The 12,985-nt window shown below is 69.8% G+C and carries 15 protein-coding genes and 1 riboswitch; of the genes, 9 read left to right on the top strand and 6 right to left on the bottom strand.

Annotated features, from left to right (window positions below; translation table 11 throughout):
* Positions 1-8 precede the first annotated feature (8 nt).
* On the top strand, positions 9-1,046 hold the full coding sequence (locus BLS95_RS53320; protein WP_090947292.1) for an ABC transporter ATP-binding protein: 1,038 nt from the start codon (positions 9-11) through the stop codon (positions 1,044-1,046).
* Positions 1,030-2,046 (top strand): ABC transporter ATP-binding protein, encoded by a 1,017-nt coding sequence (locus tag BLS95_RS53315; protein ID WP_090947291.1) that lies wholly within the window; start codon positions 1,030-1,032, stop codon positions 2,044-2,046. Before BLS95_RS53320 ends, BLS95_RS53315 begins: the two co-directional genes overlap by 17 nt.
* A 52-nt stretch (positions 2,047-2,098) precedes the next feature.
* Here BLS95_RS53315 and BLS95_RS53310 read toward each other — a convergent pair whose 3' ends face one another.
* From BLS95_RS53310 to BLS95_RS53290, 5 genes are all read right to left on the bottom strand, one after another.
* Positions 2,099-3,256, bottom strand: a complete 1,158-nt coding sequence (locus BLS95_RS53310; RefSeq protein ID WP_090947305.1) for a lipid-transfer protein — start codon at positions 3,254-3,256, stop codon at positions 2,099-2,101.
* A 35-nt stretch (positions 3,257-3,291) separates the two neighbouring features.
* Complete coding sequence (locus tag BLS95_RS53305) at positions 3,292-3,696, bottom strand: Zn-ribbon domain-containing OB-fold protein (RefSeq protein ID WP_090947290.1); 405 nt, start codon at positions 3,694-3,696, stop codon at positions 3,292-3,294.
* 25 nt (positions 3,697-3,721) lie between these two features.
* The gene (locus BLS95_RS53300; RefSeq protein WP_090947289.1) at positions 3,722-4,849 is read right to left on the bottom strand and encodes a S8 family serine peptidase; all 1,128 of its coding nucleotides are present in this window, start codon (positions 4,847-4,849) and stop codon (positions 3,722-3,724) included.
* Entirely contained in the window at positions 4,846-5,535 is a 690-nt protein-coding gene (locus BLS95_RS53295; protein ID WP_090947288.1) for a hypothetical protein, read from the bottom strand. The genes BLS95_RS53300 and BLS95_RS53295 overlap by 4 nt, the downstream gene beginning before the upstream one ends.
* Before the next feature lie 129 nt (positions 5,536-5,664).
* Positions 5,665-6,471, bottom strand: a complete 807-nt coding sequence (locus BLS95_RS53290) for an SAM hydrolase/SAM-dependent halogenase family protein (protein ID WP_090947287.1) — start codon at positions 6,469-6,471, stop codon at positions 5,665-5,667.
* A gap of 118 nt (positions 6,472-6,589) precedes the next feature.
* Here BLS95_RS53290 and BLS95_RS53285 point away from each other — a divergent pair, with 118 nt between their 5' ends.
* Together BLS95_RS53285 and otsB are read left to right on the top strand one after the other, a co-directional pair.
* The gene (locus tag BLS95_RS53285) at positions 6,590-6,889 is read left to right on the top strand and encodes a DUF3263 domain-containing protein (RefSeq protein WP_090947286.1); all 300 of its coding nucleotides are present in this window, start codon (positions 6,590-6,592) and stop codon (positions 6,887-6,889) included.
* A gap of 40 nt (positions 6,890-6,929) precedes the next feature.
* The gene (otsB, locus tag BLS95_RS53280; protein ID WP_090947285.1) at positions 6,930-7,700 is read left to right on the top strand and encodes a trehalose-phosphatase; all 771 of its coding nucleotides are present in this window, start codon (positions 6,930-6,932) and stop codon (positions 7,698-7,700) included.
* A gap of 123 nt (positions 7,701-7,823) precedes the next feature.
* Here otsB and BLS95_RS53275 read toward each other — a convergent pair whose 3' ends face one another.
* Positions 7,824-9,248 carry an alpha,alpha-trehalose-phosphate synthase (UDP-forming) gene (locus tag BLS95_RS53275; protein ID WP_090947284.1) on the bottom strand — a complete coding sequence of 475 codons (1,425 nt, stop codon included), beginning with the start codon at positions 9,246-9,248 and terminating at the stop codon, positions 7,824-7,826.
* A 31-nt stretch (positions 9,249-9,279) separates the two neighbouring features.
* Here BLS95_RS53275 and BLS95_RS53270 point away from each other — a divergent pair, with 31 nt between their 5' ends.
* The 5 genes from BLS95_RS53270 to BLS95_RS53250 all read left to right on the top strand — a co-directional run.
* Positions 9,280-9,834, top strand: coding sequence for an RNA polymerase sigma factor (locus tag BLS95_RS53270; protein ID WP_090947283.1), 555 nt, complete (start codon positions 9,280-9,282; stop codon positions 9,832-9,834).
* A gap of 79 nt (positions 9,835-9,913) precedes the next feature.
* Positions 9,914-10,054: riboswitch (SAM riboswitch) on the top strand.
* 13 nt (positions 10,055-10,067) lie between these two features.
* On the top strand, positions 10,068-11,300 hold the full coding sequence (gene thrC, locus BLS95_RS53265) for a threonine synthase (RefSeq protein WP_090947282.1): 1,233 nt from the start codon (positions 10,068-10,070) through the stop codon (positions 11,298-11,300).
* A 23-nt stretch (positions 11,301-11,323) separates the two neighbouring features.
* Positions 11,324-11,599, top strand: coding sequence for a MoaD/ThiS family protein (locus BLS95_RS53260; RefSeq protein WP_090947281.1), 276 nt, complete (start codon positions 11,324-11,326; stop codon positions 11,597-11,599).
* 246 nt (positions 11,600-11,845) lie between these two features.
* Positions 11,846-12,046 carry a cold-shock protein gene (locus BLS95_RS53255; protein ID WP_090947280.1) on the top strand — a complete coding sequence of 67 codons (201 nt, stop codon included), beginning with the start codon at positions 11,846-11,848 and terminating at the stop codon, positions 12,044-12,046.
* Between the two features lie 349 nt (positions 12,047-12,395).
* Positions 12,396-12,985, top strand: a 590-nt coding sequence (locus BLS95_RS53250) for a TCP-1/cpn60 chaperonin family protein (protein ID WP_281250150.1), incomplete at its 3' end; no start/stop codon positions are given.

Raw genomic sequence — 12,985 nt, 5'->3', positions numbered from 1 at the left:
GGGATCAAGTGAAGTCGACGTCAACGGGAGTGTTGCCCGCCGAGGGAGGGCTGGGCGACCATCCGCTGCTCGCGGTGGAAGACCTGCACGTGGAGTTCCGTACTCGTGCGGGCGTCGTACGCGCGGTCAACGGCGTGACCTACTCGGTCGGCCCCGGCGAGACGCTCGCGGTGCTGGGCGAGTCGGGTTCTGGCAAGTCTGTGACCGCTCAGGCGATCATGGGCATCCTGGACATGCCACCGGCGGTCATTCCCAAGGGGGAGATCCGCTTCAGGGGCACCGACCTGCTCAAGCTCTCGGAGGAGGCCCGCACGCAGGTGCGCGGCCAGCGGATCGCGATGATCTTCCAGGACGCGCTCTCGGCGCTCAACCCGGTGTTCACCGTGGGCTGGCAGATCAGCGAGATGTTCCGGGTGCACCGCGGCATGTCCAAGGGCGAGGCCATGAAGAAGGCCGTCGAGCTCATGGACCGGGTGCGCATCCCGGCCGCCAAGCAGCGCGTGCACGACTATCCGCACCAGTTCTCCGGCGGAATGCGGCAGCGCATCATGATCGCGATGTCGATCGCGCTGGACCCCGAGGTGCTGATCGCGGACGAGCCGACCACGGCGCTCGACGTGACCGTGCAGGCGCAGATCATGGAACTGCTGGCCGAGCTGCAGCGCGAGAGCCAGATGGGCCTGATCCTGATCACGCACGACCTCGGCGTCGTGGCGGACGTGGCCGACAAGATCGCCGTCATGTACGCGGGGCGCATCGTGGAGCACGCCCCCGTGCACGACATCTACCGCCGGCCCGCGCATCCGTACACGAAGGGGCTGCTGGAGTCGATCCCCCGGGTCGACCTCAAGGGGCAGGACCTGTACGCCATCAGCGGCCTGCCGCCGAACCTGCTCGAACTGCCGACGGGCTGCTCGTTCCACCCGCGGTGCCCGTACCGGCAGGACAACTGCGTGACCGACGTCCCCCCGCTGCACACGATCAGTGGCACGCGCGGCAGTGCCTGTCACTACTGGAGGGAGGTCGTCGATGGCGAGCGGCAGTGAGCCCATCCTCGAAGTACGCGACCTGGTCAAGCACTTCCCGCTGACCCAGGGCATCGTCTTCAAGAAGCAGATCGGCGCGATCAAGGCCGTCGACGGCGTGTCGTTCGAGCTGAGCAAGGGCGAGACGCTGGGCATCGTGGGCGAGTCGGGCTGTGGCAAGTCCACCCTCGCCAAGGTGCTGATGGCGCTGGAGCGGCCCACCTCTGGCTCGGTGACGGTCAGCGGCCGGGACATCACCAGGGCCAGGGGCGGCGAGCTCAAGCGGATGCGCCGCAACATCCAGATGGTGATGCAGGACCCCTACACCTCGCTGAACCCGCGGATGACCGTCGGGGACATCATCGGGGAGCCGTACGAGATCCACACCGAGGCGGCGCCGAAGGGCGACCGGCGCAAGAAGGTGCAGGAGCTGCTGGAGGTCGTCGGGCTCAACCCCGACCACATCAACCGCTACCCGCACCAGTTCTCCGGCGGTCAGCGGCAGCGCATCGGCATCGCCCGGGGGCTGGCGCTCCAGCCGGAGATCATCGTCTGCGACGAGCCGGTCTCGGCGCTCGACGTGTCGATCCAGGCGCAGGTGATCAACCTGCTGGACCGGCTGCAGAAAGAGTTCAACCTGGCCTACATCTTCATCGCCCACGACCTGTCGGTGGTGCGCCACATCTCCGACCGGGTGGCCGTGATGTACCTGGGCAAGTTCGTGGAGCTGGGCAGGGACACGGAGATCTACGACCGGCCGGCGCATCCGTACACGCAGGCGCTGCTGTCGGCGGTGCCGGTGCCGAACCCGGAGGGACGGGAGCAGCGCGAGCGGATCATCCTGCAGGGTGACCCGCCGTCGCCGGCCAACCCGCCGTCGGGGTGCCGGTTCCGTACGCGGTGCTGGAAGGCGCAGGAGATCTGCGCGGAAGAGGAGCCGTTGCTGCAGATCAGGACGGGGGTCGGGCACGAGAGTGCCTGCCACTTCGCCGAGACGCACGACGTGGTCCACGCCGGCTGACCCGGTTTCGCTCGGGCCCTCCGGGGGTTCTCCTCGGGGGGCCCATGCGTTGTCACACGGTGGTGATGACGGCGGAGCCGTGGCCGAACAGGCCCTGGTTGACCGCCAGGCCGGTACGGGCGCGGGGGACCTGGCGGGGGCCCGCCCGGCCGCGCAGCTGAGTGGTCAGCTCGCACAGCTGGGCGATGGCCTGGGCCGGGATGGCCTCGCCGAAGGAGGCGAGCCCGCCCGAGGGGTTGACCGGTACGCGGCCCCCGAGCGCGGTCTCGCCCGCGCGCAGGAGCTTTTCCGCCTCGCCCGGCGGGCACAGCCCGATGTCCTCCATCCAGTCCAGCTCCAGCGCCGTCGAGAGGTCGTACACCTCCGCGAGCGACAGGTCCCGCGGGCCCAGGCCGGCCTCCTCGTAGGCCGCGTGGGCGATCGACGCCCGGAAGGGCAGCTCGGGCGGTGGCACGGCGGCGCTGGAGTCCGTGGCGAAGTTCGGCAGGTCCAGGGTCGTGTGGGGGAAGGTCGGGGTGACGGTCGAGACGGCGGCCAGGCGGACCGGGCGGGTGACGCCGCGGCGGCGGGCGTAGGACTCCGAGGCCAGGACGACCGCGGCGGCTCCGTCCGAGGTGGCGCAGATGTCCATCAGGCGGAGGGGGTCGGCGACCATGGGAGAGGACAGGACTCGCTCGGCCGTCACCGGCTCGCGGTAGCGGGCCATCGGGTTGAGCGAGCCGGCCAGCGCGTTCTTGACCTTGACGGCGGCGAAGTCGGCGGGGGTGGTGCCGTGCAGGGACATGCGCCGGCGGGCGTAGAGGGCGAAATAGGCCGGATTCGTGGCGCCCAGGAGGCGGAAGCGCTGCCAGTCAGGGTCGTCCGGCCGGTCGCCGCCCACCGGCCTGAAGAAGCCCTTGGGAGTCGAGTCCGCCCCCACCACCAGGGCCACGTCGCACAGTCCCGCCAGGATGCGGGTGCGCGCGATGTCCACGGCCTGGGCGCCGGACGCGCAGGCCGCGTAACAGGACGCCACCCTGGCTCCCGACCAGCCCAGCGCCTGGGCGTAGGCGGCGCCGGCCACGAAACCCGGGTAGCCGTTCCTGATGGTGTCCGCCCCGACCACGTACTGCACGTCCGGCCACGACAGGTCCGCGTCGCGCAGGGCCGCGCGGGCCGCGGCGAGGCCGTACTCCAGGAACGGGCGGCCCCACTTGCCCCACGGATGCATCCCGGCGCCGAGCACCACGACGCTCGCCTGGGCGCTCACGAGGGCCGTCCCCACATCCACACCAGCGGCCCGTCGGCCAGCGGGCCCGAGGTGAGCTCCAGCTCCATGCCCACCGCCAGCTCGTCCACCGTCAGGCCGCTGACCTGGCCCAGCACCACGATCCCGACCTCGTCGAGGGCCACCGCCGCCAGCGTCACCGGCTCGTACGGCTCCGCCGCCACGTACGGCGCCGGCGGCGGATAGCAGGCGTTCGTATACGACCACACCCGCCCGCGCCGCGGCAACCGGTGCTCCACCAGCTCGGTGCCCTCGCACGCCGGATTGGGGCAGAACCCGCGCCGCGGCGGGAAGCAGACGGTGCCGCAGGTCGTGCACCGGGTGCCGAGCAGGCGGACGTCGTCCCCGTCGATGGCGAACCAGCCCTCGATCGCGAAGGTCATGACCGCAGTATCACACAAGCGCTTGCTAGGTTACATCCCTGTCGCGCCTGCGGTGCCGGACGATGACCCCCGCCGACATCGCCACCGCCAGCGTCAGCATGCCCGCCACCACGGGAAGCCGGGAGGGCGGGATCGGCCCGTCGCCGAAGTACGTCACCGGCGCGGGCACCACCGGCGCGGGCACGTCCAGCCGGTCGGCCGCCCGCAGGGCCAGCAGCGCGTTGACCACCCCGTGCCCGTAGGCGCTGCTGTAACCGTCCGCCGGCCGCTTCCTGGTGCCCTCTTCGATGGCCCTTCGCACGTGATAGGGCGACATTTCTGGATGTGCCGCCTTGATCAGGGCCGCGATGCCCGCCACCAGGGCCGCGGCCGAGCTGGTGCCGTCGCCGACCACGTACGAGTCGGCTCCGTCGGCCGTGACGATCTCCGTGCCGGGCGCGGCCACCGAGAGGTAGTCCTGCCGGTTGGAGAACCGCGCCACCCGCAGGTCCCGGTCCACCGCCCCCACCGCGATCACGCCGGGGTAGGCGGCGGGGAAGTTCTTCCGGTTGCCAGTGTCGCCGTCGTTGCCGGACGAGGCCACCAGCACCGCGCCCTTGCCGATGGCGTACTGGACGGCCTCCTCCTCCGACGCCGAGCCCTCCCACGACCCGCTGCCGCCGCCCAGCGACATGCTGATGACGTCGGCGCCGTGGTCGACCGCGTACCGGATGCCCTTGGCCAGCGCGTCGCCGCCGCGGGGGCGTCGCTGTTCGCGCAGCGGGTCGCCGTTCTCCAGGGTGACCCTGACCGACAGCACCTTGGCCGCCGGCGCCACCCCGATGAGACCGCGGCCGTCGCCGTGCCCGCGCCCGGCGATCAGGCTGGCCATGGCGGTCCCGTGCTGGCCCCACGGGCCCCTGGTCGTCCCGGTCAGGTCCGGTCCCTGCAGTACGGCGCCCGCCAGGTCGGGGTGGCGGCCGTTCACGCCGGTGTCCAGCACGGCCACGACCACGCCCGCGCCCCGGCTCGTCCGCCACGCCTCGGGCAGACGCAGCACGCCGAGCTGCCACTGCCCGGCCCGCGCGGCCTCGCCCATGTCGTCGGAGGCGCTCGGCGCCCCGATCCCGACCACGAGCGCGGCCAGCAGGGCGGGGACGAGGACGCGTTTCATCGGGTCAGCGCCCGGTGCAGCGCGGTCGCGAGCTGCCAGGCGGCCTGGCGCAGCCGCGGCACGGTGTGGTGGCCCGGCCGGTACGGCCGCCCGTCGGCGTATCCGGCGGCCGTGGCCACCAGATAGCGCTCCCCGGAGCCGACCACCGCCCCGGTGAAGTACTGCCGCTCGCCGAACCGCTCGGCGGGCCCGCCGGGAAAGGCCACCGGCCGCACGGTGGCCGGCCGCCCGCGGTCGAAGGGCCCGAATCCGAGTGCGGCGGGCCCTGAGCCGGCCGGCCGCCAACCGTCGAGCCCGTGCCCGGCGGGTCCGAAACCGTGGAACGCGGGCCTGTCGAGCACCGGCTCGTCGAGCACGGCTATGCCCACGGTGGCGACGAAGGTCTGCGTGCTGTCGGCGTAGGTGGCGCGTAAGGCGACGCGGCACCCGGTCCGCACGATCCCGGGCTGGAAGGCGGCCGCGCAGCTCGCCTCGGGGGCGACCCCGGCCAGCACGTACGTGACCCGCGCCCCGGACGGGCTGAGCCCCGGCACCGTGCCGGGGAAGACCCGGGTCACCGGCCACGCGTGCCAGCGCTCGGGCACGGGCGGATCCGGCGGGGGCCAGACCGTGGACATCGCCACGGGTATCGCCGCTGTGACCGCCATGATCATGGCGAACAGCGGGGCAATGGACAGCTGGTACACGTCGACCTCGAACGGGAGGGGAGGGACGCCCGATCTGCCACCGCATTCTGGCACGCGCTCGTCGCTGCAATCCGACGCTTCGGTAAACACGCCGATACGCGGAGTAATTCCGATCTGGGGGCTTTCATACTAAGGAGTAGGCGAAAGTCTGACATGCGCCCCAGGCGGGAGCCCTAACCGCTGCGCGGCATCACCCGAATTGATGGCGATCGCGATCAGCCCCGCCGAGTCCGCGAACGCCACCAGCTCCCCCGGCGGCACCGCCGCGAACGTCTCCCGGTACGGCAGCGAGAGTTGCCGCCGGCCCAGCCACACCCCGAGCGTGTCGCCCACCCGCACGCCCAGCGCGTGCAGGTCCCCGGCCGGGATCGAGAGCTGGGTGTTGCCGTAGCGGTCGACCGAGACGACCTCGCCCTCCACCGAGCCGTCGCGCAGCAACGAGGTCGGCTCTGGCAGCGTGACGAGCCGCTCCAGCGGCACCCGCGGCCCCAGGTCCGCCGGCGCCAGCCCGCCGAACAGCCGCCCGGCCACCGGGGCGAACACGTCCCGCCCGGGGAAGGTCGGCGAGACCGGCCGCAGGAAGTGCTCCTGGTTGCTGATCTCGAACGCGGCCCGCGCCCCGCCGCTGGCGTGCACGGCCCACGACAGCAGCCCGTTGTCGGGGCCGATGAACACCCGGCCGCCCGCCTCCACGGCCACCGCGCGCCGGGCGCCGCCCGCCCCCGGATCGATCGCGCCGATGTGGATGCCAAGGGGGAGATACGGGATGGTCTGGGCGAGAACCGCCGCGCCTCGCCGTACGTCCCCGGAGGGAATCAGGTGGCACACGTCGATCACCCGGGCCTGCGGGGCGATCCCGGCAATCACTCCATGACAGGCCGCCACATAGCCATCTTCGAGCCCATAGTCGGTGAGGAGGGTGATTACGGAGGTCACATTTGGTGACTGTACGTCCCCCAATCCATCGTGAACAGCCGCACTTCGCACATTACGATGGGCCACGGGCCGCGTGCGGGCGATGTGATCGTCGCCCGCCCCTTTCGAGGAGGACACCATGGGAGCACCGCTCAGCGGTGACAGTGCTGCCCAGGAACCGTCCCATCCGCCACTCTCACAACGCGATCTCGAACTCCTCGCCTTCGAACGCCAGTGGTGGCGTTACGCGGGTGCGAAGGAGCAGGCCATCAAGGAGAGCTTCGGGTTCTCGGCCACGCGCTACTACCAGTTGCTCGGTGAGTTGATCGACCGTCCTGAGGCGCTGGAGCACGATCCCATGCTGGTCAAGAGGCTGCGCAGGTTACGCTCCACCCGTCAGCGTGACCGTGCGGCCAGAAGGCTCGGCATGCGCCCCTGATCGGCGGGGTACGGGCAGCCGCGTGAGGAACATCCCTGGAATGGAAGCGATCTTGAAGGATCCGGCGGGCGCCGTGATCGGGCTCGACTTCGACGGGACCCTGTCGCCCATCGTGCCCGACCCCGCCACGGCCGTGATCCACCCGAAGGCGCCGGCGGTTCTCGCCGACCTCGGCGCCCACGTCCGCGCGGTGGCCATCGTGACAGGCAGGCCCGCGGCCACCGCCCTGGAGCTCGGGCCCGCACTCGCCGACGTGCCCGGGCTGGTGGTGCTCGGTCACTACGGCTTCGAACGCTGGGAGGGCGGCCGGATCTCCGCCCCGCCACCGCCCCCCGGTGTGCCGCGCGCCGAGGCCGAGCTGCCGCTGCTGCTCGAATCGCTCGGCCTGCGGGACGTGGCCGTCGAGGACAAGGGCCGGGCCGTCGCGGTGCACACCCGGCGCAGCGCCGACCCCGAGGGAACGTTCGCGGCGCTGCGCGAGCCGCTGGCCAAGCTGGCCGAGAAGCACGGCCTGGTGGTCGAGCCCGGGCGCATGGTGCTGGAGCTGCGGCCGCCCGGCATGGACAAGGGGCACGCGCTCAGCCTGTTCCTGGCGGAGCGGACCGCGCGGTCGGTCATGTTCGTCGGGGACGATCTCGGCGACCTGGCCGCGTTCGAGGCCGTACGCGCCTCGGGGCTGCCGGGCGTGACCGTGTGCAGCGGGTCGTCCGAGGTGACGGCGCTGGCCGAGCGGGCCGACATCGTGGTGGACGGGCCCGAGGGCGTGGTGGCGCTGCTCTCCGAGCTGGCCACGGCCTTCACCCGCCCGTGACAGGTCCGCGGGCCGCCCCGGCGCCGGCCCCGCTCAGCCCAGGGCGTCGAGCGCCGGCCCCGCTCAGCCCAGGGCGTCGAGCGCTGACCCCGCTCAGCCCAGGGCGTCGAGCGCTGACCCCGCTCAGCCCAGGGCGTCGAGCTGGGCCGCGAGCCACTTGTCCGGCGGCAGGGCGGTGGCCGCGGCGTGCAGCTTGTCACGTCGCATCCGGCGCTCGTCCTCGGGCATGACCAGCGCGTCGTGCAGCGCGGCGGCCGTGCCGCTGATGTCGTAGGGGTTGACCATGAGCGCGTACGGGCTCAGCTCAGCCGCCGCCCCCGCCTCCCGCGAGAGCACCAGCGCGCACCGGGGCGAGAGGATCGGGCCCTCCTTGGCGACCAGGTTCATGCCGTCGCGGATGGGGTTGACTAGCAACACGTCGGCCAGCCGGTATGCCGCCAGCGAACGCGGATAGTCGTCGTTGACGTTGAGGATCAGCGGGTCCCAGTCCTCGGTGGCGTATTCGTCCTCGATCTCCTTGGCGCAGCGCTGCACCGACGCGGTGTACTCGCGGTATTCGGGCAGGTCGTGGCGGCTGGGATAGGCGAAGGCAAGGTGCACCACCCGCCCGTGCCACTCGGGGTGCGCCGCGAGGAACTCGCGGTAGGCCACCAGGCCGCGCACGATGTTCTTCGACAGCTCGGTGCGGTCGATGCGGACGATCAGGCGGCGATCGCCCACCTGCTCCCTGAGCGCGGTCATGTTCGACTCGACGTCGGGCTCGCAGGCCCGCTGCCACAGCGCCTCGCCGTCCACGCCGAGGCTGTGCACGCCGATGCGGGTGGTCCGCCCCTCATAGGTGACGCTGCGGCCGACGCGGTCGACCTCCGCGCCGAGCAGCGACTCGCAGCAGTCCATGAACGCCTGCGCCCACCTGCCGGCCAGGAACCCGGCGTGATCGGCGCCCAGGATGCCCTCCAGGACCTCTCCGCCCACCTCGTCGGGCAGCAGCGAGAAGTATTCCGGCGGCGCCCACGGGGTGTGGCTGAAGTGGGCGACGCGCAGGTCGGGCCGCTCGGCGCGGAGCATCGCCGGGGTCAGGGTCAGGTGGTAGTCCTGCACCATCACCCGGGCGCCGTGGCCGGCGTTCTCGGCCAGCGCCAGCGCGAACGTGCCGTTGTAGTCGCGGTAGGACTCCCACTCGCGCTCGAACCTGGTGCCGAAGTTGGGCGAGTTGGGGATGTCGTAGAGCAGGTGGTTGACGAACCACAGGGTGGAGTTGGCCACGGCGTTGTAGGCGCGATGGAAGGTGGCCGGCGGGATGTCGAGCATGCGCAGCGGGCCCGTGTCGTAACCGGCCTGGTCGATCCGGCCGCCGGGAGCCAGGCGCACGGCGCTGCGGTCGCCGTCCGACAGCGCCGCGCACACCCACAGCACGCCGTCGTCCTTGGCCACCCCGGACAACCCGGACACCAGGCCGCCACCCCCGCGTCTCATGGTCAACTCGCCGTCGTCGGAGACGGTGAAGGAGACGGGCCCTCTGTTGGAGGCCAGCAGAATGCTGTTCATCAAGGCTCCCTTCGACCATAGGATCCCAGCTATGGCGCTTGATGAGCTAACCGAGGAACTCGCCCGCTCCGCCGCCGCCGGAGACCATCGTGCTCTTGGCGAGCTACTGGCGCGGATCGAGCCTGATGTGATGCGTCACTGCGCCCGGATCCTGCCCTATCACCAGGACGCTGAGGAAGCCTCGCAGGACACGCTGCTGGCCGTGGCGCGCAACATCGGGCGGTTCGAGGGACGGGCCAGATTCAGTACGTGGCTGCACATCGTGACGGCCAACTGCGCGCGGACCACCTATCGCTCGCTCAAACGCAGGGCGGCCGAGCAGAGCTCGGACGAGCTGCCGATGCAGAAGCCGGACGTACGCCGGGTCAGCGTCATCGCGGGGTCACGGCTCGACCTGCTCGATGCCATGGAGGCCCTGGAGGCGGACAAGCCCGACCTGGCGCAGGCGCTGGTGTTGCGCGACATCGTCCAGCTCGACTACAACGAAGTGGCCGAACAGCTCAAGATCCCGCTGGGCACGGCGAAGTCGCGCATCCACCAGGCACGCAAATACGTGCAGGGTGTGCTGGGTGACGACTACCGCTGAGACCGTACGTCTCAACTATTGAGACAGGTGGATATTTGGGCCACTTGGGCGGGTAGAGTCCATTTCAACAACTGAATATTGCTCATCCAGAGGGGTGGAGGGACCGGCCCTGCGAAGCCCCGGCAACCCTCCCGGTTCTGAGGCTCGCGACGTGCGAGGCCGACCGGGACAGGTGCCAATTCCGGTCTGCGGTCAAGGTGGCCGCAGGCGAAGATGAGGGAAGGCCTCGCTTCATGTCGCTTGACTTTGGTCCCGCTGTCGGTCTCTCCTGTCGCGAGTGCGGCACGCGCTATGAACTCGGGCCCATTTTCGCCTGCCAGGAGTGTTTCGGGCCGCTCGAAGCGGCTTATTCGTTCGGCGAGGTAACCCGCGCGGACATCGAGTCAGGTCCGGCCAACATCTGGCGTTACCGGTCGCTGTTGCCGGTCCCGGCCGACGTCACCAGTAAGCCCAACATGAACCCGGGCTGGACCAAACTTGTCAAGGCGGGCAACCTCGGGCGAGCGCTCGGCATCAAGTCCCTCTACGTGAAGGACGACTCAGGCAATCCCACCCATTCCTTCAAGGACCGGGTGGTCGCCATGGCCGTCGAGGCGGCCCGTAACTTCGGTTTCCACACGCTTTCCTGCTCCTCGACCGGCAATCTCGCCGGTGCGGTCACGGCCGCGGCGGCCAGGGCGGGGCTGGAGTCGTGCGTGTTCATCCCGGCCGACCTCGAACAGGCCAAGATCGCCATGGCGCGGGTGTTCGGGGGCAGGCTGATCGGGATCGAGGGCAACTACGACGACGTCAGCAGGTTCTGCTCGGAGCTGATCGGTGACCCGATGGGCGACAAGTGGGGCTTCGTCAACGTCAACCTGCGGCCCTACTACGCCGAGGGCTCCAAGACGCTCGCCTACGAGATCGCCGAGCAGCTCGGATGGCGGCTGCCGGAGCAGATCATCATTCCGATCGCCTCAGGGTCGCAGCTCACGAAGATCGACAAGGGCTTCAAGGAGCTGGTGGCGCTGGGGCTGGTCGAGGACACGCCGTACCGGATCTTCGGGGCGCAGGCGGCCGGGTGCTCGCCGGTCTCGACGGCGTACAAGGCCGGGCACGACGTCGTACGGCCGGTCAAGCCCGACACCATCGCCAAGTCCCTGGCCATCGGAAACCCGGCCGACGGACCCTACGTGCTGGACATCGCCCGGCGCACCGGAGGCGGTGTCGAGGACGTCACCGACGCCGAGATCGTGGCGGCGATCAAGCTGCTGGCCACGACCGAGGGCGTCTTCGCCGAGACCGCGGGCGGCGTGACGGTGGGCGTGCTGAAGAAGCTCGTCGAGACGGGACAGCTCGATCCCGAGGCCGAGACCGTGGTGCTCAACACCGGCGACGGGCTCAAGACACTGGACGCCATCAGCGACGATGCCCAGCCCACCGCCGTGATCCGGCCCTCTCTCGACGCGTTCCGCGCGGCTGTCTGACAATCAGGAAAGGCGAGTTAACCATGAGCGTTTCTGTGCGGATTCCCACGATTCTGCGCACCTACACCGGCGGCAACGCGGAAGTGAGTGGCGAGGGCGCGACTCTTCGTGACGTGCTCGCCAAGCTCGACTCCGACTACCCGGGGATCGGCGCGAGAATTCTGGATGAATCGGGCAAGATTCGTCGTTTTGTCAACGTTTACGTTGGGGAAGAGGACGTCCGTTTCGTCAACGGACTGGACACTCCCGCCCCTGAAGGCACACAGATCTCCATCATCCCGGCGGTTGCCGGCGGCTGAGTTGCCGTACACGTCAACTGTTGAAGGCGCCCCTAGCGGGCGCCTTCTGCTTTTCCTGGTCAATTCACGGTCGAAGCGCCTTGTCCTCGAAGAAATACGTAGTTTGTGGATTGACTCTGTTGCCGAACCCCGTGCCACAGGTATGGTCGAGGGCGATCGTCTGGCTTGATTTTGCGTTAAGTCGCGCGATTACGGGTCTCGCGGAGGAATGGGCGAGATCTGGGAGCCCAGTAAGAGGAGTCGGAAGTGGCGCAGGGCACCGTCAAGTGGTTCAACGCGGACAAGGGCTACGGCTTCATCGCGGTAGACGGTGGTAAGGATGTATTCGTCCATTACTCAGCGATCCTGATGGACGGGTATCGATCTCTCGAACAGGGCCAGCGTGTCGAGTTCGAGATCACGCAGGGCCAGAAGGGGCCGCAGGCGGAGTCCGTCCGCTCTGTCTGAATCACCTCGCTGGTATGCACCGGCCGGAACGCACGGCAGCGCAGTCCGTGCGAGCCTGCCACACAACCCTTTCGTCGACTTGGGGTCCGGCGGGTCGCCTCCAGCGGCCCGCCGGAGTTACTTGGCGGTAGTCCATACCACGGACTGACCTGGGGTTGCACGCCTGTCGGATGGGCGTTCGCTTGCACTCGGCAGGGTAGAGTGCTAAACAGTTCGTTGGCACTCTGTGCAGCAGAGTGCCAACTCGGATCGAGACGATGGGGTCTGCCGAAGGAGATGCTGACCCATGCCGTCGCGGGCGTCGGCTCGGTCCACGACAAGCCACCCTGCATCTGGGAGGTCTAGCCTTATGGCAGCCAAGATGATCGCGTTTGACGAGGACGCCCGGCGCGGTCTCGAGCGCGGTATGAACCAGCTCGCCGACGCCGTCAAGGTGACCTTGGGTCCCAAGGGCCGCAACGTCGTGCTGGAGAAGAAGTGGGGCGCTCCCACGATCACCAACGACGGCGTGTCCATCGCCAAGGAGATCGAGCTCGAGGACCCTTGGGAGAAGATCGGCGCCGAGCTGGTCAAGGAGGTCGCCAAGAAGACCGACGACGTCGCGGGCGACGGCACCACCACCGCCACCGTGCTCGCCCAGGCGCTGGTGCGTGAGGGCCTGCGCAACGTGGCCGCCGGCGCCAACCCGATGGCCCTGAAGAAGGGCATCGAGGCCGCTGTCGAGCGGGTCAGCGAGGAGCTGTCCAAGCTGGCCAGGGACGTGGAGACCAAGGAGCAGATCGCCTCCACCGCCTCCATCTCCGCCGCCGACCCCGAGATCGGCTCGCTCATCGCCGAGGCGATGGACAAGGTCGGCCAGGAAGGCGTCATCACCGTCGAGGAGAGCAACACCTTCGGCCTGGAGCTTGAGCTCACCGAGGGCATGCGCTTCGACAAGGG

It is taken from the genome of Nonomuraea jiangxiensis (assembly GCF_900099965.1).
In the GTDB taxonomy this organism is placed as follows: Bacteria; Actinomycetota; Actinomycetes; order Streptosporangiales; family Streptosporangiaceae; genus Nonomuraea; species Nonomuraea jiangxiensis.
This window is presented reverse-complemented; position numbering and strand designations above follow the sequence as displayed.